The 21,758-nt window shown below is 71.6% G+C and carries 19 protein-coding genes; 8 read left to right on the forward strand and 11 right to left on the reverse strand.

The annotated features are described in order from the left end of the window. Nucleotides 1–34: 34 nt before the first annotated feature. The 3 genes from ACIA8F_RS06090 to tyrS all read left to right on the forward strand — a co-directional run bounded on the left by ACIA8F_RS06090 (nt 35) and on the right by tyrS (nt 4,374). Complete coding sequence (locus ACIA8F_RS06090; RefSeq protein ID WP_399377029.1) at nt 35–1,597, forward strand: TldD/PmbA family protein; 1,563 nt, start codon at nt 35–37, stop codon at nt 1,595–1,597. Then, nucleotides 1,594–2,994, forward strand: coding sequence for a metallopeptidase TldD-related protein (locus tag ACIA8F_RS06095; RefSeq protein WP_399377030.1), 1,401 nt, complete (start codon nt 1,594–1,596; stop codon nt 2,992–2,994). Before ACIA8F_RS06090 ends, ACIA8F_RS06095 begins: the two co-directional genes overlap by 4 nt. 114 nt (nt 2,995–3,108) lie before the next feature. Continuing rightward, nucleotides 3,109–4,374 (forward strand): tyrosine--tRNA ligase, encoded by a 1,266-nt coding sequence (tyrS, locus tag ACIA8F_RS06100; protein WP_399377031.1) that lies wholly within the window; start codon nt 3,109–3,111, stop codon nt 4,372–4,374. A 103-nt stretch (nt 4,375–4,477) separates the two neighbouring features. On the opposite strand, the gene ACIA8F_RS06105 is transcribed toward tyrS, so the two are convergent. Continuing rightward, nucleotides 4,478–4,756 (reverse strand): GlsB/YeaQ/YmgE family stress response membrane protein, encoded by a 279-nt coding sequence (locus ACIA8F_RS06105; RefSeq protein WP_399377032.1) that lies wholly within the window; start codon nt 4,754–4,756, stop codon nt 4,478–4,480. Nucleotides 4,757–4,934: 178 nt separating this feature from the next. Between ACIA8F_RS06105 and ACIA8F_RS06110 the strand changes: the two genes are divergently transcribed. Continuing rightward, a complete protein-coding gene (locus ACIA8F_RS06110; protein ID WP_399377033.1) occupies nt 4,935–5,267 on the forward strand; it encodes a DUF3099 domain-containing protein in 333 nt (110 codons plus the stop codon). Between the two features lie 136 nt (nt 5,268–5,403). Further along, a complete protein-coding gene (locus ACIA8F_RS06115) occupies nt 5,404–5,664 on the forward strand; it encodes a hypothetical protein (protein WP_399377034.1) in 261 nt (86 codons plus the stop codon). A 48-nt stretch (nt 5,665–5,712) separates the two neighbouring features. Here ACIA8F_RS06115 and moaA read toward each other — a convergent pair whose 3' ends face one another. The 3 genes from moaA to ACIA8F_RS06130 all read right to left on the reverse strand — a co-directional run bounded on the left by moaA (nt 5,713) and on the right by ACIA8F_RS06130 (nt 8,929). Next, the gene (moaA, locus tag ACIA8F_RS06120) at nt 5,713–6,702 is read right to left on the reverse strand and encodes a GTP 3',8-cyclase MoaA (protein ID WP_399377035.1); all 990 of its coding nucleotides are present in this window, start codon (nt 6,700–6,702) and stop codon (nt 5,713–5,715) included. A gap of 209 nt (nt 6,703–6,911) precedes the next feature. After that, nucleotides 6,912–8,567, reverse strand: a complete 1,656-nt coding sequence (locus ACIA8F_RS06125; protein ID WP_399377037.1) for a cation acetate symporter — start codon at nt 8,565–8,567, stop codon at nt 6,912–6,914. Next, the gene (locus tag ACIA8F_RS06130; protein WP_399377038.1) at nt 8,564–8,929 is read right to left on the reverse strand and encodes a DUF485 domain-containing protein; all 366 of its coding nucleotides are present in this window, start codon (nt 8,927–8,929) and stop codon (nt 8,564–8,566) included. The genes ACIA8F_RS06125 and ACIA8F_RS06130 overlap by 4 nt, the downstream gene beginning before the upstream one ends. A gap of 286 nt (nt 8,930–9,215) precedes the next feature. Here ACIA8F_RS06130 and ACIA8F_RS06135 point away from each other — a divergent pair, with 286 nt between their 5' ends. After that, the gene (locus ACIA8F_RS06135; RefSeq protein ID WP_399377040.1) at nt 9,216–10,766 is read left to right on the forward strand and encodes a S8 family serine peptidase; all 1,551 of its coding nucleotides are present in this window, start codon (nt 9,216–9,218) and stop codon (nt 10,764–10,766) included. A gap of 75 nt (nt 10,767–10,841) precedes the next feature. On the opposite strand, the gene ACIA8F_RS06140 is transcribed toward ACIA8F_RS06135, so the two are convergent. Genes ACIA8F_RS06140 through ACIA8F_RS06150 form a run of 3 tightly spaced genes read right to left on the reverse strand, consistent with a single transcriptional unit; the run spans nt 10,842 to nt 13,567 of the window. Continuing rightward, complete coding sequence (locus ACIA8F_RS06140) at nt 10,842–11,885, reverse strand: zinc-dependent alcohol dehydrogenase family protein (protein WP_399377041.1); 1,044 nt, start codon at nt 11,883–11,885, stop codon at nt 10,842–10,844. Between the two features lie 18 nt (nt 11,886–11,903). After that, nucleotides 11,904–12,632 carry a lysoplasmalogenase gene (locus ACIA8F_RS06145; RefSeq protein WP_399377042.1) on the reverse strand — a complete coding sequence of 243 codons (729 nt, stop codon included), beginning with the start codon at nt 12,630–12,632 and terminating at the stop codon, nt 11,904–11,906. Then, nucleotides 12,629–13,567, reverse strand: a complete 939-nt coding sequence (locus tag ACIA8F_RS06150; RefSeq protein WP_399377043.1) for a sterol desaturase family protein — start codon at nt 13,565–13,567, stop codon at nt 12,629–12,631. Before ACIA8F_RS06150 ends, ACIA8F_RS06145 begins: the two co-directional genes overlap by 4 nt. Nucleotides 13,568–13,695: 128 nt before the next feature. On the opposite strand from ACIA8F_RS06150, the gene ACIA8F_RS06155 reads away from it, so the two are divergent. Continuing rightward, a complete protein-coding gene (locus ACIA8F_RS06155) occupies nt 13,696–16,662 on the forward strand; it encodes an NACHT domain-containing protein (protein WP_399377044.1) in 2,967 nt (988 codons plus the stop codon). A gap of 44 nt (nt 16,663–16,706) precedes the next feature. Here ACIA8F_RS06155 and ACIA8F_RS06160 read toward each other — a convergent pair whose 3' ends face one another. From ACIA8F_RS06160 to ACIA8F_RS06175, 4 genes are read right to left on the reverse strand one after another with little or no spacing between them, the layout of a single operon-like run. Next, the gene (locus tag ACIA8F_RS06160; RefSeq protein WP_399377045.1) at nt 16,707–17,948 is read right to left on the reverse strand and encodes an amidohydrolase family protein; all 1,242 of its coding nucleotides are present in this window, start codon (nt 17,946–17,948) and stop codon (nt 16,707–16,709) included. After that, nucleotides 17,945–19,231 carry an amidohydrolase family protein gene (locus ACIA8F_RS06165; protein WP_399377046.1) on the reverse strand — a complete coding sequence of 429 codons (1,287 nt, stop codon included), beginning with the start codon at nt 19,229–19,231 and terminating at the stop codon, nt 17,945–17,947. Before ACIA8F_RS06165 ends, ACIA8F_RS06160 begins: the two co-directional genes overlap by 4 nt. Before the next feature lie 12 nt (nt 19,232–19,243). Next, entirely contained in the window at nt 19,244–20,128 is an 885-nt protein-coding gene (locus ACIA8F_RS06170) for an SDR family NAD(P)-dependent oxidoreductase (protein ID WP_399377047.1), read from the reverse strand. After that, nucleotides 20,128–20,925 (reverse strand): acetoacetate decarboxylase family protein, encoded by a 798-nt coding sequence (locus tag ACIA8F_RS06175; RefSeq protein ID WP_399377049.1) that lies wholly within the window; start codon nt 20,923–20,925, stop codon nt 20,128–20,130. Before ACIA8F_RS06175 ends, ACIA8F_RS06170 begins: the two co-directional genes overlap by 1 nt. 141 nt (nt 20,926–21,066) lie before the next feature. On the opposite strand from ACIA8F_RS06175, the gene ACIA8F_RS06180 reads away from it, so the two are divergent. Further along, the gene (locus tag ACIA8F_RS06180) at nt 21,067–21,690 is read left to right on the forward strand and encodes a TetR/AcrR family transcriptional regulator (protein WP_399377050.1); all 624 of its coding nucleotides are present in this window, start codon (nt 21,067–21,069) and stop codon (nt 21,688–21,690) included. The last annotated feature ends 68 nt before the right edge of the window (nt 21,691–21,758 follow it).

The raw sequence follows: 21,758 nt of genomic DNA on the forward strand, positions 1-21,758 counted from the left end.
AGAAAGATGTAGGCACCGCGAGCCCCGGCGCGACATGATCGTGCCTGCTGCCCCAACCCCCGGGAGGACCTCCGTGCCCCATTCCATCGACGCGGCCTTCACCGCGCTGCCCTTGCGGGCGCTCGCCGACGCGGCGCTCGCGCGGGCCCGCGCACTGGGCGCCGACCATGCCGATTTCCGTCTGGAGCGCATCCGCAGCGCCTCCTGGCGCTTGCGCGACGCCAAGCCCTCCGGCGGGTCCGACACCACGGACCTCGGCTTCGCGGTCCGTGTCGTGCACGGGGGCAGCTGGGGGTTCGCCTCCGGTGTGGACCTGACCATGGACGCCGCCGCCAAGGTGGCCTCGCAGGCCGTGGCCATGGCGAAGCTCTCCGCCCAGGTGATCAAGGCGGCCGGATCGGACGAGCGGGTCGAGCTCGCCGACGAGCCGGTGCACGCCGACAAGACCTGGATCTCCGCCTACGACGTGAACCCCTTCGAGGTGCCGGACACCGAGAAGGCCGCGCTGCTCGCCGACTTCAGCGCGCGTCTGCTGGCGGCCGACGGCGTGGCCCACGTGGACGCCTCGCTGCTCGCGGTCCACGAGAACAAGTTCTACGCCGACACCGCGGGCACCTCCACCACCCAGCAGCGGGTGCGCATTCACCCGCAGCTCACCGCCGTCGCCGTGAACGCCGCCACCGGCGAGTTCGACTCGATGCGCACCATCGCCCCGCCGGCCGGGCGCGGCTGGGAGTACCTGACCGGCACCGGCTGGGACTGGAACGCCGAACTGGAGCAGATCCCCGGGCTGCTCGCCGAGAAGATGCGGGCCCCGAGCGTCGAGGCCGGGCGCTACGACCTGGTCGTGGACCCCTCGAACCTGTGGCTCACCATCCACGAGTCCATCGGCCACGCCACCGAGCTGGACCGGGCGCTGGGCTACGAGGCGGCGTACGCCGGCACCTCCTTCGCCACCTTCGACCAGCTCGGCAAGCTGGCCTACGGCTCCCCCGTCATGAACGTCACGGGCGACCGGACGGCCGAGCACGGGCTGGCCACCATCGGGTACGACGACGAGGGCGTCGAGGCGCAGAGCTGGGACCTGGTCAAGGACGGCACCCTGGCCGGCTACCAGACGGACCGGCGGATCGCGAAGCTGACCGGCCTCGGCCGCTCCAACGGCTGCGCCTACGCCGACTCCCCCGGGCACGTGCCCGTCCAGCGCATGGCGAACGTCTCGCTCCAGCCGGATCCGGGCGGCCTCTCGACCGAGGACCTGATCGGCGGGGTGGAACGCGGGATCTACGTGGTCGGCGACCGTTCCTGGTCCATCGACATGCAGCGCTACAACTTCCAGTTCACCGGGCAGCGCTTCTTCCGCATCGAGAACGGCGAGCTCGCCGGACAGCTGCGCGACGTCGCCTACCAGGCCACGACCACGGAGTTCTGGGGCTCGATGGAGAAGGTAGGCGGTCCGCAGACCTACGTCCTGGGCGGCGCCTTCAACTGCGGCAAGGCCCAGCCGGGCCAGGTCGCGGCGGTCTCGCACGGCTGCCCGTCCGCGCTGTTCCGCGACGTGAACATCTTGAACACCACGCAGGAGGCCGGACGATGACCTCGTCGAGTCGCACCACCAAGCCCCACGAGATCGTCGAGCGGGCGCTGGAGCTGTCCACCGCGGACGGCTGCGTCGTCATCGCCGACGAGCAGTCGAGCGCCAACCTGCGCTGGGCGGGCAACGCCCTGACCACCAACGGGGTCACCCGCGGCCGGACCCTCACGGTCATCGCCACCGTCGACGGCAAGGAGGGCACGGCCTCGGGGGTCGTCTCGCGCTCCGCCGTCACGGCCGCCGAGCTGGAGCCGCTGGTCCGGGCCGCCGAGGCGGCCGCCCGCGGCGCCGGACCGGCGGAGGACGCCCGCCCGCTGGTCACCGGTACCCCGTCCGCGCCCGACTTCGCCGACGCCCCGGCCGAGACCTCCTCGGCGGTGTTCGCGGACTTCGCCCCGGCCCTCGGCGAGGCCTTCGCCCGGGCCCGCGCGGGCGGCCGCGAACTGTACGGGTTCGCCAACCACGAGCTGGTCTCCACGTACGTCGGGACCTCTACGGGGCTGCGCCTGCGCCACGACCAGCCCAACGGCACCCTGGAGCTGAACGCGAAGTCCCCGGACCGCCAGCGCTCGGCCTGGGCCGGCCGCGCGACGCGGGACTTCAAGGACGTGGACCCGACCGTGCTCGACGCGGAGCTGGCCGTACGGCTCGGCTGGGCGGAGCGGAAGATCGACCTGCCGGCCGGGCGGTACGAGACGCTGCTGCCGCCCACGGCGGTGGCCGACCTGCTGATCTACCAGATGTGGTCGGCTTCGGCGCGGGACGCGGTGGAGGGCCGGACCGTCTTCTCCAAGCCCGGCGGCGGCACCCGGCTCGGCGAGCGGCTCTCCCCGCTGCCGCTGAACCTGCGCAGCGATCCGAACGCGCCGGGCCTGGAGTCCGCGCCGTTCGTGATCGCGCACAGCTCCGGCGACGACGCCTCCGTCTTCGACAACGGCCTGCCGGTCCCGGCGACCGAGTGGATCAAGGACGGGGAGCTGGCCCGGCTGACCACGACCCGGCACACGGCGGAACTGACCGGGCTGCCGGTCACCCCGTCGTTCGGGAACCTGATCCTGGAGGCCGGCGGGGAGAAGTCGCTGGAGGAGATGGTGGCCTCGACGCAGCGCGGGCTGCTGCTGACCTGCCTCTGGTACATCCGCGAGGTGGACCCGGCGACGCTGCTGCTCACCGGGCTGACCCGGGACGGGGTCTACCTGGTGGAGGACGGCCAGGTCGTCGGCGAGGTCAACAACTTCCGGTTCAACGAGTCCCCCGTGGACCTGCTGTCGCGGGCCTCGGAGGCCGGCCGGACCGAGAAGACCCTGCCGCGCGAATGGAACGACTGGTTCACCAGGACCGCGATGCCGGCGCTGCGCATCCCGGACTTCAACATGAGCTCGGTCAGCAAGGGAGTCTGATCAACAAAGCGTGAGAGCTGTCCGCCTTCCCCGCCTAGACTGGCGGGGAAACCCTCAGCTTTCCGTTTCATCTCGTTCCACCCCGTTTCATCTCGCTCAAGGAGACCCAGAACCGTGACGGACATCGTCGACGAACTGAAGTGGCGCGGGCTCTTCGCCCAGTCCACCGACGAAGAAGCGCTGCGCAAGGCGTTCGCGGACGGTCCCGTCACGTTCTATTGCGGCTTCGACCCGACGGCGGCCTCGCTGCACGTGGGTCACCTGGTGCAGGTCCTCACCGTGCGCCGGCTCCAGCAGGCGGGCCACCGCCCGCTGGCGCTGGTCGGCGGTGCCACGGGTCAGATCGGTGACCCGCGGCCGACCGCCGAGCGCACCCTGAACGACCCGGAGACCGTCGCGAACTGGGTGGCGCGCCTGCGCACCCAGATCGAGCCGTTCCTGTCCTTCGAGGGCGAGAACGCGGCGCTCATGGTGAACAACCTGGACTGGACGGCGGGCCTGTCCGCCATCGAGTTCCTCCGGGACATCGGCAAGCACTTCCGCGTGAACAAGATGCTGACGAAGGACTCGGTCGCCAAGCGGCTGGAGTCCGACCAGGGCATCAGCTACACGGAGTTCAGCTACCAGCTGCTCCAGGGCATGGACTTCCTGGAGCTGTACCGCCGCCACGGCTGCGTGCTCCAGCAGGGCGGCTCGGACCAGTGGGGCAACCTGACGGCCGGTCTCGACCTGATCCACCGCGTGGAGCCCGACGCGCACGTCCACGCCATCGCGACCCCGCTGATGGTCAAGGCGGACGGCACCAAGTTCGGCAAGTCCGAGAGCGGCGCCGTCTGGCTCGACCCGGAGATGACCACCCCGTACGCGTTCTACCAGTTCTGGCTGAACGTGGACGACCGGGACGTCTCCACCTACATGCGCATCCTGTCCTTTCAGACCCCCGCGGAGCTGGAGGCGCTGGAGGCGCAGACCGCCGAGCGGCCGCAGGCGCGTGCCGCCCAGCGGGCGCTGGCGGAGGAGCTGACCACGCTGGTGCACGGCGCGGACCAGTGCGCCGCCGTGATCGCGGCGTCCAAGGCGCTGTTCGGCCAGGGCGAGCTGGCGGAGCTGGACGAGGCCACCCTGGCCGCGGCCCTGTCCGAGCTGCCGCACGCGAAGGTGGCCGAGCCGGGCCTGGTCGTCGACCTGCTGGCGGAGACCGGGCTGGTCGCGAGCAAGTCGGCCGCCCGCCGGACCGTGAAGGAGGGCGGCGCCTACGTCAACAACGTGAAGGTCGCCTCCGAGGACGCGGTCCCCGCGAAGGAGGACCTGCTGCACGGGCGCTGGCTGGTGCTGCGCCGCGGCAAGAAGAACCTGGCGGCGGTCGAGGTCACCGGCTAGACGCCGCCCGCGGTACGACGCAGGGGCCGGCCCGGACGTATCGTCCGGGCCGGCCCCTGCGTCGTGCTCCGTCGCGCTGCGCCGCGCGGCGGGGCCGGAGCCCTCAGGTCATCTGCCTCTTGTTGCCGCGGAGCGAGCTGTAGATCAGGTCACCGAGACCGACGATCACGACGGCTCCGGCGATCTGCAGCAGGTGCCGGATCCAGTCGATGCCGCGCGTTTCGTTGACGCCGATCCAGGTGGCCACGGCGTTGCCGAGGACGGCGCCGATGATGCCGAAGATCGTGGTCAGCCAAAGGGGCTGGTGCTGCTTGCCCGGCAGGATCGCCCGGGCAATCAGTCCCAGTACAAAGCCGACGATGATCGCCCACAACCAACCCATGTCGAGCCTCCTCCTTGCGCGTTGTGCGCATGTGGGCCCAGTCTCGACCCGTCCGGCCTACTGCGCATTTCGGACGGCTCCATTCGGGGGACACCCCCTCTGCCGGGCTGCGGGCGGGCGGCGTACCGTGGAGGCGTCCGGGCCGGGGAGTGCCCGGCGGTCGATCGGGTGGTGGGTTGTGGAGCGGACGAAGCGGAACGGGTCCGAGGTCTTCCGGATCACCGGGGCCAGGATGAGCCTCGCCGAGGACGTACGGGGACGCCAGCGCCGGTACGTGATCTCGATGCTGATCCGGACCCTGTCGGTGATCGCCACGATCGTCCTGTGGAACGTGGAGCGGCCCGTGGCCGTCGTGACGCTCGTCGCGGGGGCGCTGCTGCCGTACATCGCCGTGGTCATCGCCAACGCGGGGCGCGAGTCGACGCCCTCCCTGCCCTCCCACTTCGTCCCGGCGCCCGTGCACCCCGCGCTGGGTGACGGGAACCTCAAGAAAAGCTCAGATCAATCATGAAGTTCCAGTGCACCGCACCGGGTCCTGCGTGACATACTGCCTACGCGCTCCGCATCCCCCGTCGGAGCGACGGACCGACGCCGGGCAGCTCCCCCCGTGGCTGCTCGGCGTCGCCATTCCGTCTTAGGGTTGAGCCGTGACTCCCCTTGATGCGCTTCTGAACGACGCTTCCGCCCCCGACGTACCCACCTGTTCCGCCAAGGCCTGCCGCGCGCCGGCCGTCTGGGTCCTGGCGTGGAACAACCCGAAGCTGCACACCCCAGAGCGCCGCAAGACCTGGCTGGCGTGCGAGGAGCACCGCGAGCACCTCTCCCAGTTCCTGGGGGTCCGCGGCTTCCTCAAGGACGTCGTGCGGCTCGACGCGTGGGAAGCGCCCGAGGGCTCGCAGCGGCCGTAGCCGCTGCGAGCCCTCGGGGTCGCTCGGAGCCGTTGCCGGCGGCGGAGCTCAGCCGCCGATCGCCGACATCGGGCGGTCGGGCTGCAGGAAGGTCGGGTCGTCGAGACCGGATCCGGCCTTCTTGCCCCACATCGCCACCTTCCACAGGCGGGCGATCTCCTCGTCCGGGGCGCCCGAGCGCAGGGCGGCGCGCAGGTCGGACTCCTCGGTGGCGAAGAGGCAGGTGCGGATCTGGCCGTCGGCCGTGAGGCGCGTACGGTCGCAGGCTCCGCAGAAGGGGCGGGTGACCGAGGCGATGACCCCGACGGTGGCGGGGCCGCCGTCGACGACCCAGCGCTCGGCCGGGGCGGAGCCGCGCTCCTCGGACCCCTCTTCGGTGAGGGTGAAGCGGGTGCGCAGGGATTCCAGGATGTCACCGGCGGTGATCATGCCGTCGCGCTTCCAGCCGTGCTGGGCGTCGAGCGGCATCTGCTCGATGAAGCGGAGCTCGTACTCGTTCTCCACGGCCCAGGCCAGCAGGTCGGGGGCCTCGTCGTCGTTGAGTCCGGGCATCAGGACCGCGTTGACCTTGACGGGGGTGAGGCCGGCTTCGCGGGCGGCGGCCATGCCCTCGATGACGTCCTTGTGGCGGTCGCGCCGGGTCAGGGTCTTGAAGACCTCGGGCCGCAGGGTGTCCAGGGAAACGTTCACCCGGTCCAGGCCGGCGGCCTTGAGCGCCTGGGCGGTGCGCTTGAGGCCGATGCCGTTGGTGGTCAGCGACATCTTGGGGCGGGGCTCCAGGGCCGCGCACTGCTCGACGATCCCGACGAGGCCGGGGCGGAGCAGCGGTTCGCCGCCGGTGAAGCGGACTTCCTTGATCCCGAGCTCGGTGACCGCGATGCGGATCAGCCTGACGATCTCCTCGTCACTGAGCAGATCCGACTTGCCGAGCCACTGCAGGCCCTCCTCGGGCATGCAGTACGTACAGCGCAGATTGCACCGGTCGGTGAGTGAGACGCGCAGGTCAGTGGCTACGCGGCCGTAGGTGTCGAGAAGCACTGTAAGCCCCCTCCCCTGTCCGGTTTGTAGAGGTTTGCGTCGCGATGGATGAGAGTACGAGCGCTATCAACGAGCCTACGCGACACCTGTGACGTATAGGGGTGCCCGAATGAACGAGACGAGGCGTGGCCGTGTCGTAGGGAAATACGACACGGCCACGCTCGGTGTTCGGAGCATCCGTTTAGGTGCCGGCGCCGAGGCGCAGGGGGTCAGTGCGCGCCGGTTCCGGTGAGCGAGCGGACCTCGAGCTCGGCGAACTTCTGCGGGTCCGCCTTCTCCTTGGACAGGACGGTTCCCAGCCACCCGAGCAGGAAGCCCAGCGGGATGGAGATGATGCCGGGGTTCTCCAGGGGGAACCAGTAGAAGTCGGCGCCCTTGAACATCGAGGTGGGCTTGCCGGAGACGACCGGCGAGAACAGCACCAGGACGACCGAGGAGACCAGGCCGCCGTAGATGGACCACAGGGCGCCCTGGGTGGTGAAGCGCTTCCAGAAGAGGCTGTAGAGGATGGTCGGCAGGTTCGCCGAGGCGGCGACCGCGAAGGCCAGGGCGACGAGGCCGGCCACGTTCAGGTCGCGGGCCAGGGCGCCGAGGCCGATGGCCACGGCTCCGATGACCACGGTCGACCAGCGGGCCGCCCGTACCTCCTCCTTCTCGCTCGCCTTGCCCTTGCGGATCACGTTCACGTAGATGTCGTGGGCGAAGGACGAGGAGGAGGCCAGCGTCAGGCCCGCGACGACCGCCAGGATCGTGGCGAAGGCCACCGCGGAGATCACGGCGAGCAGCACCGCGCCGCCGGTGGAGCCGGCGCCGCCGCCGATCTCCTGGGCGAGCAGCGGGGCCGCGGTGGTGCCGGCCTTGTTGGAGGCGATGATGTCGGCCCGCTTGAGCAGGGCCGCGGCGCCGAAGCCGAGGACGATCGTCATCAGGTAGAAGGCGCCGATGATGCCGATGGCCCAGTTCACGGACTTCCGGGCGGCCTTGGCCGTGGGGACCGTGTAGAAGCGGATCAGGATGTGCGGCAGGCCGGCGGTGCCCAGGACCAGGGCGAGGCCGAGGGAGATGAAGTCCAGCTTCGTGGTCGAGTCCTTGCCGTACTTCAGGCCCGGCTCCAGGAACTTCACCCCCTGACCGCTGTTGTCGGCGGCCTTGCCCAGCAGGTCCGAGATGTTGAAGCTGAACTTCCACAGCACCAGGAAGGTGATCAGCAGCGTGCCCGCGATCAGCAGGACCGCCTTGATCATCTGCACCCAAGTGGTGCCCTTCATGCCGCCGATGGTGACGTAGAGGATCATCAGGACGCCGACCAGGGAGACGATCACGACCTTGCCGAGGTCGCTGGTGATGCCGAGGAGCAGCGAGACGAGCACGCCGGCGCCGGCCATCTGGGCGAGCAGGTAGAAGATCGAGACCACGATGGTGGAGGTGCCGGCGGCGGTGCGCACGGGGCGCTGGCGCATCCGGTAGGCGAGCACGTCGCCCATCGTGTAGCGGCCGGAGTTGCGCAGCGGTTCGGCGACCAGGAGCAGGGCCACCAGCCAGGCGACGAGGAAGCCGATGGAGTAGAGGAAGCCGTCGTAGCCGAAGAGGGCGATGGCTCCGGCGATGCCGAGGAAGGACGCGGCGGACATGTAGTCGCCGGAGATGGCCAGGCCGTTCTGGAATCCGGTGAACTGGCGGCCGCCCGCGTAGAAGTCGGCGGCGTCCTTGGTCTGGCGTCCGGCCCAGATGGTGATGGCCAGGGTGGCGATGACGAACGCCCCGAACAGGGTGATGATCAGCGGGCGGTGCTCGGAGGCGCCGGCGGCGGTGGTCGTGCCCGCCGTGGCCGCTCCGGCCAGCGCCACGTACAGCGGGGCGCTCATTCGCCGGCCTCCATCCTTGCCTTGATGGCCGAGGCCTTGGGGTCGAGCTGGGTCGCCGCGTGGCGCGAGTACAGCCAGGCGATGAGGAAGGTCGTCGCGAACTGGCCGAGGCCCAGGACGAGCGCGACGTTGATGTTGCCGAAGAGCTTCGTCCCCATGAAGCCGCCCGCGTAGTTGGAGAGCAGGACGTAGAGCAGGTACCAGGCGATGAACGCCACGGTGAGCGGGAAGGCGAAGGAGCGGTGGGCGCGGCGCAGTTCGGCGAACTCCGGGCTCTGCTGGACGCGTACGAACTCTTCGGCCGCCGGGGTCGCCGGCGGCGCTCCCGGACTGCCCGGAGGCGGCGCTGCTTCGGTGGTCACGGGGGACTCTCCTTGTGACGCGGGGGCGGTGGGAACAGCGGGAACGGCAGGGAAGGCGGACAAAACAACCTCCGTGCGGGGGAAGGTGGTACCGGTCCCCCTGTCAACGGCACGTCCGGCGCGTCGGGGCGGTTCAACACCTGTTTGTTTCTTTGGGAACTGATTCCTCGAACTGATTCCTCGAACTGATGGCGCCGAGTCGAACGGCGGCACTAGGTTCACGTGTCATGAACCCGTCGGGTGCGACCGCGCCCGCACGGCTTTTTCACGATGATGTGGAGAACCCATGGCTCATCTGGGAACCGGTAACCGGCGGCGCGCCCTCGCCGTTCCGGTCGGCCTGGCGCTCACCGCCTCGCTCGCCTTCCTGCCCACGGTCGCGGCCTCCGCCGCCCCGGTCGGCGTGACGGCGGACTCGGCGGCCACGGCCAGGCCCGACACCTCCGGCCCCAAGCTTTCCTACGTGGCCAACCTGACCTCGTACGGAAGCGTGAAGCAGGCGAAGAAGGCGATCGAGCGGGCCGGTGGCACCGTGGTGATCGCATATGAGCAGATCGGTGTGGTCGTAGCCCACTCCCAGAACCCGGAGTTCGCCAAGCAGCTCCGCGGGCAGCGCGGCCTGTTCGTCTCGGTGGGCGCCACCCGTACGGCCCCGCTCTCGGTCGTGCAGACCACCGAGGAGGGCACCACGCAGCGGCTGAGCGACTCCGACGCCGCGAAGGCGGCGGCGCAGGCCGAGCCGGGGCAGGAGCCCCTGGAAGCGAACCAGTGGGATCTGCGGGCGATCAAGGCCGATCAGGCTCACAAGATCAACGATGGCAGCCGCAACGTCACGGTGGGCGTCATCGACACGGGCGTGGACGACACCCACCCCGATCTGGCCCCGAACTTCTCCAAGGGCCAGTCCGCCAACTGCGTGGGCGGCGTCGCCGACACCACCGAGGGCGCGTGGCGTCCGTACGCGGACGGCAGCGACCACGGCACCCACGTGGCGGGCACCATCGCGGCCGCGCGCAACGGCATAGGCATCAGCGGTGTGGCGCCCGGCGTCCAGGTCGCCGCGATCAAGGTGAGCGAGCCCGCGACCAGCCTCTTCTTCACCGAGGCGGTCGTCTGCGCGTTCATGTTCGCCGCCGAGAAGGGGATCGAGGTGACCAACAACAGCTACTACGTCGACCCCTGGCTCTACAACTGCAAGTCGGACGACGACCAGAAGGCGCTGGTGGAGGCCCTCGGCCGGGCGACGAAGTACTCCGAGCGCAAGGGCGTGCTCAGCGTGGCCTCGGCCGGCAACTCCAACCACGACCTGGCGTCCGACGCCATCGTGGACGACACCAGCCCGGACGACGTGGAGACCCCGGTCACCCGCACCATCGACCCGCACGTCTGCCTGGACCTGCCCACGCAGCTCCCGGGCGTGGTGACGGTGAGCGCGACCGGCGTCCAGGGCTTCAAGTCCTACTACTCCAGCTACGGCCTGGGCGTCGTGGACGTCGCGGCCCCCGGCGGCGACAAGTGGCAGATCCCCGCCACCCCGGACGCCAACGGCCGCGTACTGTCCACCCTCCCCGGCGGCGGCTACGGCTACAAGCAGGGCACCTCGATGGCCGGCCCGCACGTCGCCGGTGTCGCGGCGCTGCTCAAGAGCGCGCACCCGTGGGCGAACCCGGCGCAGCTCCAGCTGCTCCTCAAGGCGCAGGCCACGAAGACGGCCTGCCCCGAGAAGGTCTACGACGCGGCCGGCGTGCTGGTCGACGCCACCACCTGCAACAGCAAGTGGGGCCAGAACAGCTACGACGGCTTCGGCGTGGTCGACGCGCTGAAGGCCGTGAAGTAGCGGCTCGGACCTGAAGGAGGGGCCGGCCCGGGGGTGATCCCCCGGCCGGCCCCTCCGTCGTCTTCCCGGCACGCCCTACGGCTTGATCATGACCTTGAGCGCGCTGCGGTCGTCCATCGCCCGGTAGCCGTCCGGGACCTCGGCCAGGCTGACGGCCCGGTCGAAGACCGGCGACGGGTCGATCGCACCGCTGAGCACGTCCGCGAGCAGCTCGGGGATGTACGCGCGGACCGGCGCGACGCCGCCGCGCAGGGTGAGGTTGCGGTCGAACATGACGCCGAGGTCCAGGCCGGTGCCGCTGCCGTGCGGGACGCCGACGTAGCCGATGGCCCCGCCGTCGCGGGCGATGTTCACGGCCGTGCGCATGGACTGCTCGGTGCCGACCGCCTCGATGACCGAGTGGGCGCCCTGGCCCCCGGTGAGCTCGCGCACGGCCGCCTCGGCGGCCTCGCCGCGCTCGGCGACCACGTCGGTGGCCCCGAAGAGCTTCGCGATGTCCGTACGGACGGTGTGGCGGCCCATCGCGATGATCCGGTCGGCGCCCAGGCGCTTGGCCGCGAGGACCCCGCACAGGCCGACCGCTCCGTCGCCGACGACGGCGACCGTGGAGCCCCTGCGGACCCCCGCGCCGAGCGCCGCGTGGTGGCCGGTGCCCATGACGTCGGACAGCGCGAGCAGCGCGGTCAGCAGGTGGTCGTCGGAGGCGGCGTCGGCGGGCAGCTTCACCAGCGTGCCGTCGGCGTGCGGGACCCGGACGGCCTCGCCCTGGCCGCCGTCGTGGCCGACCGAGCCCCAGAAGCCGCCGTGCTCGCAGGAGGTGTAGAGGCCCTCGGTGCAGTAGGCGCAGGTGCCGTCGGACCACATGAAGGGGGCGACGACGAGGTCTCCGGCGCGCAGGTCCGAGACGGCGGAGCCGGTCTCCTCGACGACGCCGAGGAACTCGTGCCCGATCCGCTGGCCGGGCTGGCGCTTGGCCACGCCCTGGTAGGCCCAGAGGTCGCTGCCGCAGATGCAGGCGCGCAGGACGCGGACGACGGCGTCCTCGGGGCGCTGGATCGCGGCGTCGGGCACCTCCTCCACGCGGATGTCGTGCGGGGCGTGGATGACGGTGGCGCGCATGGTGGTGCAGTCCTCCGGTTAGGAAATGGTGGGGCCCTGTAGGGCTTCCCTACCGTACGCCCGCTGCGGCGCGAGCGCTCCGGTGGCCAGCAGGTACTGGGCCGCCGCGTACGTGGCCATGACCCAGAAGTCGGGGCGGGGCAGCTGGGGCCACTCGGCGACCCCGGTGGCGATGAGCGTGTCGGAGAGCAGGAACAGCGCCCCGCCGATGGCGGCCCGCCGCCCCAGGGCGCTGGAGCGGTAGGCCATCGCGGTGAGCAGCAGGCTGTACCCGGCGACCGGGATCCGCAGCTCCGCGGGCAGGTCGCCCCAGAGCAGCGTGACGGTGGACAGCAGCGCGGCGGCGTACGCGGCCCCGAGCAGGGGTCCCGTACGGCGGCGGCCGAACAGCACCAGGTAGCAGACGTGCCCGGCGGCGAAGGAGCCCATGCCGATCAGGAAGGCGGGATCGGCGTCGAAGAGCAGGGCCAGGTCCCCGCCCCAGCCGAACAGCAGGGCCGCGATCAGCAGGCGGGGGGCGCGGCGGGTGGCGGCGTAGGCGACGAGCAGCGGCATCAGCAGCGGCTTGGCGATGAGGTGCCCGGTGTGCCAGCCCGCGAGCAGGGATCCGAGGTCCACGGCGGTGGCGGCCGCGAAGGCGACGAGCAGCACCCTGGTGGCGGGGCCGGAGCCGGGGGGAAGGGCGGGGCGCGCCCAGGAGGGCGTACGGGCCTGCGTGCGATCGGGGGCGGACCCGGTGGCGCTCACGCGGCGTGCTCCGGGGCGGGGGCGGAAGCGGGGGCAGGGGCGGGGGCAGGGGCAGGGGCGGAAGCGGGGGCGGGGGCGGGGGCGGGCGCCTCGGCCTGCGCCGGCTGCGCGGGCTGCCAGCCGGGGCCGCGGAACACGCGTCCCGCGCGCTCGCGCCAGGTGGCGGCCCCGCGGACGTCGCGGGCGATGGAGGCGTACTCGTGGGTGGCGACGCGCAGCGGGTTGTAGGTGCCGATGTTCTTGGTGAGGCCGAAGACGGGCTTGTCGGTCTCCCCCACCCAGGAGCCGAACATCCGGTCCCAGACGATCAGGATGCCGCCGAAGTTCCGGTCCAGGTAGCCGCCCTGGGAGGCGTGGTGGACGCGGTGGTGGGAGGGCGAGTTGAAGACGAACTCGATCGGCCGGGGCAGTTTGCCGATGCGCTCGGTGTGGATCCAGAACTGGTAGACGAGGTTGACCGAGTAGCAGAACGCGATGGCGGCCGGGTGCACGCCCAGCGCGATCATCGGGAGGTAGAACGGCCAGGAGGTGGCGCTGGTCCAGGGCTGGCGCAGGGCGGTGGTGAGGTTGAACTTGCGGCTGCTGTGGTGGACGACGTGGCAGGCCCACAGGATCCGGATGACGTGGTGGCCGCGGTGCTGCCAGTAGTAGAGGAAGTCCTGGGCGAGCAGCATCAGCGGAACGGTCCACCACAGGACGGGGACGCGCAGCGGGGTGAGCTCGTAGACGGCGGTGTAGATCGCGACGATCGGGATCTTCCAGAGGAAGTCGAAGCCGAGGCTGCCGATCCCCATGCCGAGGCTGGTGACGGCGTCCTTGGTCTCGTACCCGGCGGAGTCCTCGTCGGGATGGATGCGGTAGCTCACGAGCTCTACGACGGTGAGCAGGACGAAGGCGGGTATGGACCACAGCACGACATCGGGCAGGTTCGGCATGTCCGCACCATAGAGGCGGGTTCGGGGGCTCGGCTAGAGGTTGTTACCGATCGGTATCCATCGGTGTTACCGACGGTTCACGAGATGCTTCCGGGTGACGGCGTCCGGGACCGGGGGAAGGCGTGGGCATGGGGCACGAAGCGGGATTCGGGGAGATCGCCTCGGCGGCGGCGGACGCGGTGGCACGGGCCCTGGTCAGGGCGCGGCCGCCGGGGGGACCCAGGCTCAGCCGTCCGCGGGAGGACGCCCCCGGACGGCTGCGCCGCGCCCAGCGGCTGGCCGCCCTGCTGACGGAGGGGAGCGCGGGGCTGGACGAACCCGCCCGCCGCGCGGCGGTGGGCGCCGTCGGCCGGGCGTTCGCGGCGCTCGGTGCGCGGCAGGCCGGGGCCCTGCTCGTGGCCGCCTCCGGACCCGCGCCCGTCCCGGTGCCCCCGGCGCCCGCGGAGCTGTCCCCCGCCGCGGAGGCCGCCTACCGGAAGCTGTTCGTGCTGTGCCTCGGCGGCCGGCCGCAGGAGCAGGAGGAGGACCCCGCCGCGGTCTTCGAGGAGCGGTACGCCCGGTACGTGGCCGGGGCCCAGGGGCGGGTCCAGCTGTACGGGCTGACGCTCAGCCAGGCCCGCCAGGACTGGTCGCTGGACCTGGCCTACATCAGCCTCGCGGTCAGCGGCGGGGAGTTCCTCGAGGAACCCGGCCTGCAGAGCTCGGTGAAGGCCGAGGTGGCGCTGAACGCGACGGAGCGGGTCCTGCTGCGGGGCCCGGCCGGCTCGGGCAAGAGCACCCTCGTGAAATGGCTGGCCCTCAATGCCTCCCGGAGCAGCTTCGGGCCCCAGCTGCGGGACTGGAACGGCCTGGTGCCCTTCGTCCTGCCGCTGCGCTCGTTCAACTCCCCCGCCGGACTGCCCCGGCCGCAGGACTGGCTCGGCGCCACCGGTGTCCCGCTGCCGCCGCCGGAGGGCTGGATCGCCGGACTCCTCGCCTCCGGCCGGGCGCTGGTGCTGATCGACGGAGTGGACGAGGTGCCCCCGCGGCTGCGCGACCGGACCGAGTCCTGGCTGCGGGACCTGCTCACCGCGTACCCGGCGGCCCGCTTCGTGGTCACCACCCGTCACTCGGCGGTTCCCGAGGACTGGCTCACCGCCCACGGTTTCACCTCCCTCGCCCTGCTGCCGATGGACCGGGACGACGTCGGCGCCTTCATCACCCACTGGCACGCCTCCGCCCGGGCGGAGGCGGACGGCGAGGGAGCGGGGCCCGAGCGCGACCTCCTCGACCGGTACGAGAAGGCGCTCCTGGAGGCCGTGGGAACGCGCCGGGACCTGGGCAGGCTGGCGACGAACCCGCTCATGTGCGCCCTGCTGTGCGCGCTGAACCGGGACCGCCGGATGCATCTGCCCCGGGCCCGCAAGGAGCTGTACGACACCGCGCTGGACATGCTGCTGATCCGCCGCGACAGCGAGCGGGACATCTCCGGGGTCGAGGGCGTCTACCTCAGCCGGGACGAGCAGACCCTGCTGCTCCAGCGGCTGGCCTACTGGCTGATCCGCAACGGGCAGGTGGAGGCCTCCGCCGAGGAGGCGGTCCGGATGATCGACTCCTCGCTCGACTCCATGCCCCAGGTCAAGGCCCAGGGTGACGCGCGGACGGTCTTCCGCCATCTGCTGATCCGCAGCGGGCTGCTCCGCGAGCCGGTACCGGGCTCGGTCCTGTTCGTCCACCAGACCTTCCAGGACTACCTCGGCGCCAAGGCGGCCGTGGAGGCGCGGGACTTCGGGGTCCTGGTGCGCAATGCGCACGAGTACACCTGGGACAACGTGGTCCGGATGGCCGTGGGGCACGCCCGCCCCGACGAACGCGCCTACTTGCTGCGGGAGCTGCTGGCACGGGTCGACCGGTCGGAGCCCGAGCGCAGCCGGCTCGTGCTGCTCGCGGCGGCTTGTCTGGAACACGCGCCGGAGCTGGATCCGGAGGTCCGGGGCGAGGTGACGGCCCGGACGGCGCTCCTGCTGCCCCCGCGCTCCCCGGGCCAGGCCGAGGAACTGGCCAAGGCCGGGGAACTGGTGCTGGAGCTGCTGCCGGAGCCGGGCGGGCTCGTGGAAGCCGAGGCGGCCGCGACGATCCGTACGGCGGCGCTCGTCGGCGGCGACCGGGCGCTCCAGGTGATCGCGGGCTTCCGCGGGGACGACCGCTACGAGCCCGCCCGCGAACTCTCCGACGCCTGGGGGCGGTTCCCCGTGGACGTGTACGCGGACACGGTGCTCGCGGACGCCCCCATGACCACGGCCCACCTGCACGTGCGCACGCCCGGACAGTTACGGGCCCTGGACCGGCTCCGGCACGTACGCCGGCTGCACGTCACCTGGGACGGCCCGGTCCCGCCGGAGATCGCGGGGCGGCCGGACCTGGAGTCGCTGACCCTGCACCGCAACCCGCGGCTGGCCGACCTGTCCCCGCTGGCCGGCCGGTCCTCGCTGCGGCACCTGGGCGTCCTGGACTGCCCGCAGGTCACCGGGATCGAGGTGGTGGGCGAACTCCGGGCGGACAGCCTCGCCTTCGGCTACCTCCGCGACGACCTCTCGCTCGCCCCGCTCGCGGGGGCGGCCGGGCTGCGCTCCCTGATCATCGGTTTCGAACCGGAGGAGCGGCGGATCGGGGACGTTCCCGCCGCGGACTCGCTGACCGCGCTGCACCTGTGGCAGGGCGCCCGGCGGATGACGCTCGACGGGATCGAGCGCTGGCCGCGGGTGGAGAAGCTGACGGTCGCCGGGAGCACCCAGTACCGGCAGCTGGTGCGCTCGCTGCCGCTCAGGGGGCTGACCGCGCTGCAGATCCGGCACGCCGCGCCCGTATCGGCCGGCGCGCTGCTGCCGTACGAGCGCCTGGGCCGGCTCACGCTGATCCGGTGCGCCCTGGAAGGGTCGCTGGAGGCGCTGCGCGAGGTCCCGGCACTGCGCCGGCTGGTGCTGAGCGAATGCCTGGGGACCGTGGACCTGGCCCCGCTCGCCCCCTTGGCGGACCTGGTGATCGAGCTGCGCCGGGGCACGCACGTCACCGGGGCGGAGCTGATCCCGCCGGAGCGGCTCGTCCGCAGGGACTGAGCCGCCCCGGTGGGGCGCGGGTACCGCGGGGCGGGGCGCCGGTGCTACCAGACCCGGACCGAGCCCCCGCGGGCGAAGGCCGGGCTGGTGGCGGCGGGCGGGACCTCGGTCAGGGGCTGTGCGACCTCCGAGACGAGGGGGCCGTGTTTGGCGGCGACCGCGTCGAGGAGGGCGAGGTCGAAGCCGTAGACCCGGGCGGCGTTGCCGCCGACCATGGCGGCTACCTCCTCGCGGGGCAGGCCCGCGTAGGCGATGCGCAGGCCCTCCCGGGAGTAGGGCGTGGTGCCCTCGTCGTGGGGGTAGTCGCTGCCCCACATGATCTTGTCGAGGCCGATCCGGTCCCGCAGCGGGACCTCGTGGGGGCGCATGAAGCTCGCTCCCACGAAGCAGTTCTCCCGCCAGACCTCGCTCGGCCCCTTGCCCATGGACTCCGCCAGCCCGGCCCCGAACTTGGCCTCGGCGGTGGCCGAGGCCGCGACCAGGCGGCCGTGGTAGTAGTCCAGCATCTCGATCACGCCGGGGATCCAGCCGGAGCCCTGCTCCGTCAGGACCAGTTTCAGCCCGGGGTTGCGGCGGAAGGCACCGCCGAAGATGAGGTGCCACAGGGCCCGGTGGGAGAACCAGGTGGTCTCCACCATGAAGACGGCCCGCGCCGCCGGTTCGTCGCCCAGCGGCGGCGAGGCGGAGCCGCCGTGGTGGTTCACCGGCACGTCCAGCTCGTCGCACACGGCCCAGATCGGGTCGTAGACCTCCGAGTAGAGCTCGGGAACGGTGGAGCCGGGCGGGACGCCGGGCAGCAGGATGCCGCCGGTCAGGCCCGCGTCGCGGGTGCGGCGGATCTCCTTGACCGCCGCGTCCACGTCGTTGAGCAGGATCTGGACCACGCCCGCCCGGCGGCCCGGCGCGTCCGCGCAGAAGTCCGCCAGCCACCGGTTGTGGGCCTGGAGCCCGGCCCAGCGCATCTCGTACTCGGCCGCCGTCGGGGGCTGGGCCATCAGCGAGGCCTTGGGGAAGAACGGCGGGATGGTGTTCGGGAAGAGCACCTCCGCGACGATCCCGTCGGCTTCGAGCTCGGTGAGGCGGCGCTGCGAGTTCCAGTTGCGGTCGGCCGTGTCCGCGAGGAGGTCCTCGTACGGGTTGACGTAGGTCGCGGCCCAGGCGTCGAACTCCTCGTGGTGGCGCTTCTCCAGGTACGGCTTGTAGTCCAGCAGGTCGGCGCCCGCGTGGCAGTCGGCCGAGATGACCGTGTAGCGGTCCTCCCCGGCGGCCGGGTTCTCGGTGCTCACGGGTTCACCCCCAGCACCGGGAAGTCGTTGTCGGTCAGCCAGTGCCGGCCCACGTCGCGCGAGCGCGCCCAGGAGGCCTCCACGGCCGCCTGGTCCTCGCTCTGGCCGAGCTCGGCCGGGGTGGGGCCGATGCGGCGGGCGACCGGCGCCAGCTTCTCGGTGTCGAAGCCGAAGACCTCGGCCGCGGCCAGGCCCAGCATCCGGCGGGTCTCCCCGACCGGGATGTCGTGGAAGGTGTTCTTCAGCCAGCCGCGGGTGTTCGGCCAGGTCCCCTCGGGGTGCGGGAAGTCCGAGCCCCACAGGATGTTGTCCACGCCGATCTCGTAGCGCTGGGCCAGCTCGCGCCGCTTGGTGTTCGTCGCGCAGATGAACACCTGCCGGTCGAGGTACTCGCTCGGCGGCCGCTTCAGCTCCTCGAACGGCGAGAGCTTCTTGCCGCCGTGGGCGCCGAGGTAGAGCCGGTCCATGAACCAGAGCTGGTTCGGCAGCCACCAGCAGCCCGACTCGGCGACGCCGAACTTCAGCCCCGGGTGCCGCTCGAAGACCCCGGACCAGAGCAGGAACCACAGCGGGCGGGCCGGCCACCAGGTGACCTCGGAGACGAAGATGCCCAGGTGGTCCCCGTACTCGTGGCGCGGCGAGGAGCCGGAGTGGGTGACGATCGGCATCTGCGTCTCGGCGGCGGCCGCCCACACCGGGTCGTAACGGCGGTCGTGGTACGGGGCCTTGTCGACCCACATCGCCGGGATCATCAGGGCGCCGAGCCCGGAGGCCTTGGCGCGGTATATCTCGGCGACGACCTTGTCCGGTTCGCCGGTGATGGGCAGCAGGGCCACCCCGCAGTGCCGTTCGGGGTTCTCCGACACGAACTCCGCCAGCCACCGGTTGTGGGCCTGCGCGCCGGCCATGCCGAGCTCGGGGTCCTGGTCGCCGGAGAGTCCGAGGCCCACTCCGAAGGGGGCCGCGGTCTGGCTGTCCACGGCGTCGGCGTCGGGGAAGACGACTTCGGCGGCCACGCCGTCGCCGTCGAGTTCCTTCAGGCGCTGCCCGACGTCCCAGCCGCCCTTGAGGCCCTCCTCGTGGTCGTGGAACCACTTCTCGGCGAAGGCCTCGTTGCGCACGCCCAGCTTGGTGGCCTCGGCGCGGCGGGCGTCGCGCTGGCCGAGGAACTCGTCGAACTGCGGGTGGAAGGCGCTGTCCAGGTAGGGGCGGTACTGCTCGGTGGGCAGTCCCGCGTGGCAGTCGGAGGAGATGATCAGGTACGGGTCTTCGTACGCACTCACGATTGAGGCTCCTCAGTCGAGGATGAAGCTTTCCAGGTAGGCGGGGTTGGCGCGGTCGAGCATCGACTGCGACCGGGCGCGGATCTGCCGGTCGCTGTGCTCGCTGTCGGGCAGCATCCAGAAGCGGTCGGCGCGGATGCCGTCCACGACGTGGTCGGCGACGTCCTCCACCGGGGTGAAGTTCACCTCGTGGCCGGCCTGCTTCATGGCGGCCTCGTACTGGTCGAGGCTGCGGTACGGGGACTTGCGCGGGCGCTCCTTGGCGTACCGGTCGGGCCGGTTGCGGTGCGACTCCCACAGCCCGGTGCGCAGCATGTGCGGCCCGGGGAAGAGCACGGAGGCGCCGATCTGCGCGCCCTCCGCCTTGAGGTGGGCGTAGAGCGACTCGGTCATGGTGACCACGGCCGCCTTGGTGACCGCGTAGACCGAGGCGGTGGGCAGGGGGGCGATGCCGCCGTCGCCGGAGGAGGTGTTGACGATGTGGCCGGGGCCGCCGGCCGCGATCATGCGGGGGACGAAGGCCTGGATGCCGTGGAAGACGCCCCAGACGTTGACGGAGAAGGCCCATTTCCAGTCGTTGGGCTCGTGCTCCCACATGCGGCCCTCGGCGCCGGAGCCGACGCCGGCGTTGTTGCAGAGCACGTGCACGGCGCCGAAGGTCTCATACGCGGCGTCGGCCAGCGAGATCACGGAGTCGCGGTCGCTGACGTCGACGCGTCGGGCGAGCACCTCGGCGCCGTCGGCGGCGAGTTCGTCGGCGGCCTTGCGCAGGGCGCCCTCCTCGACGTCGGCGAGGACCACCTTCAGCCCCTCGGCGGCGAAGCGGCGGGCCATCGCGAGGCCGATGCCGCTGGCGGCTCCGGTGACCACGGCCACCTGCCCGGGTTCGAGCCGCATCAGACGCTCCCCTCGGGCGGTCCGTCGAGGATCTGCATGGGGTCGTCGTAGCGCTGGTGGATGTACGGCAGCAGGGCCTGGGCGCTGACCCGCTCGACGACCCTGCCCCGCTGGTCGGTGGTCTTCTCGCCGATGGTGAGCTCGACGAGGCGGCGTACGGGGAGGTCGGCGATCGGGTCGAACATCGACTCGCGGAGCACCACGTCGCCGGTGATGTGCTCCAGCTTGCGGACCTTCTCGTTGCGGGTGCAGTGCACCAGCACCGGATCGGCGTCGAAGCCCGAACCGTCCACCGCGGGCAGGAACTTGAAGTAGAAGTCGGTCTTCACGGTGGGCTCGGGCAGCGGCAGCTCGCGGTCCACCGCCCCGCGCACCTCCACGAAGGCGATCCCGTGCCGGGCCAGGGAGGCCCGGACGACCAGGCCCTCGCGCTCGACGGTGATCTCGCCGAGCTTCTTCGGCTCGCCGAAGACCTCGCGGCCTCCGATCAGGGCGCGCTCCATGCTCATCGGCATGACCAGCGGGTACCAGCCCTCGACCCCGTCGTGCTGGGCGGCGACCGCCACCGAGCCGGCGCCGAGCGGGTAGCCGGGCAGGTCCACCTTGCTGATGTTGGCCCGCACGAGCGGCCGTTCGGTGGGCTTCAGGGGCGGCGGGAGGACCGCCGCCACCACGTCCGGGTCGGTCTCCCAGACGGCCACCACGCCGGTGGACCAGATGTCGGGGAGCTTGGAACTCTTCTCGCGCGAGGCGGCGATCTCGGCCTCGGTGCGCGCTCCGTACCGTACGCGTGCCATCTATCGCACCATCCTTCGTCCAGGACTCGGTCGGTTCTGACGCAGCTGGTTCTGTAACACAGTTACACCGCTGCCGATGAAGGGTAAAGACCCGTGCACGTAACCGATCTGACGGATCGACAGAAAGTTGGGACGGACACGATGACCAGAACCACGCTGACCCGCGCGGAGGTACTGGACGCCGCCGCGTCCCTGGTCAAGCAGCACGGCCCGGCCGCCCTCACCATGCGCAAGCTCGCCGCCGAGCTGGGCACCGCCGTGACCTCCATCTACTGGCACGTCGGCAACCGCGAATCACTGCTCGACGCCCTCGTGGAGCGGACCGTGGAAGAGGTGGGTGCCATCCGGCCGGCCGGCCGCAACCCGGGCGACCGCATCCTCTCGGTCGCCCGGATCCTGCGCCGCGAGCTGCGCGAGCGCCCGCACCTGATCGCGATGGTCCACGAACGCGGCCTCACCGAAAGGATGTTCCTGCCCGCCCAGCAGGCCCTGGTCCACGAGGTGCACGCGGCGGGTCTGCGCGGGGCCCGGGCCGCGGACGCGGTGCGCGCGATCCAGTTCCAGATCATCGGCTTCGTCCTGGTCGAGCGCAACCGCGAACGCTCCCCCGCCCAGTCCCCCGCCGAGAGCGAGCTCTGGGACCCGGCCGACGCCCCGCACGACCCGGCGCTGGCCCGTGCGCTGGCCCGGCCGGTGGATCCGGAGCGGCTGTTCCAACTGACCCTGAGGGCCCTGGTGCGGGCCCTGCTGACACCGGGCGGGTAATTCCTTTGCGCCCGGCGGCGGCCCCGTGATGGGATCCGTGGACACGGGGGCGGCTCCCCGGCGCGCAT

It is taken from the genome of Streptomyces sp. NPDC051563 (genome assembly GCF_044454225.1).
In the GTDB taxonomy this organism is placed as follows: Bacteria; Actinomycetota; Actinomycetes; order Streptomycetales; family Streptomycetaceae; genus Streptomyces.

Excerpts from the sequence above, each read along its gene's own strand:
- ACIA8F_RS06090 (WP_399377029.1), top strand. The coding sequence starts at position 35 with ATGATCGTGCCTGCTGCCCCAACCCCCGGGAGGACCTCCGTGCCCCAT.
- ACIA8F_RS06095 (WP_399377030.1), top strand. The coding sequence starts at position 1,594 with ATGACCTCGTCGAGTCGCACCACCAAGCCCCACGAGATCGTCGAGCGG.
- ACIA8F_RS06105 (WP_399377032.1), bottom strand. The coding sequence starts at position 4,756 with ATGGGTTGGTTGTGGGCGATCATCGTCGGCTTTGTACTGGGACTGATT.
- ACIA8F_RS06125 (WP_399377037.1), bottom strand. The coding sequence starts at position 8,567 with ATGAGCGCCCCGCTGTACGTGGCGCTGGCCGGAGCGGCCACGGCGGGC.
- ACIA8F_RS06135 (WP_399377040.1), top strand. The coding sequence starts at position 9,216 with ATGGCTCATCTGGGAACCGGTAACCGGCGGCGCGCCCTCGCCGTTCCG.
- ACIA8F_RS06140 (WP_399377041.1), bottom strand. The coding sequence starts at position 11,885 with ATGCGCGCCACCGTCATCCACGCCCCGCACGACATCCGCGTGGAGGAG.
- ACIA8F_RS06150 (WP_399377043.1), bottom strand. The coding sequence starts at position 13,567 with ATGCCGAACCTGCCCGATGTCGTGCTGTGGTCCATACCCGCCTTCGTC.
- ACIA8F_RS06155 (WP_399377044.1), top strand. The coding sequence starts at position 13,696 with ATGGGGCACGAAGCGGGATTCGGGGAGATCGCCTCGGCGGCGGCGGAC.
- ACIA8F_RS06170 (WP_399377047.1), bottom strand. The coding sequence starts at position 20,128 with ATGCGGCTCGAACCCGGGCAGGTGGCCGTGGTCACCGGAGCCGCCAGC.
- ACIA8F_RS06175 (WP_399377049.1), bottom strand. The coding sequence starts at position 20,925 with ATGGCACGCGTACGGTACGGAGCGCGCACCGAGGCCGAGATCGCCGCC.
- ACIA8F_RS06180 (WP_399377050.1), top strand. The coding sequence starts at position 21,067 with ATGACCAGAACCACGCTGACCCGCGCGGAGGTACTGGACGCCGCCGCG.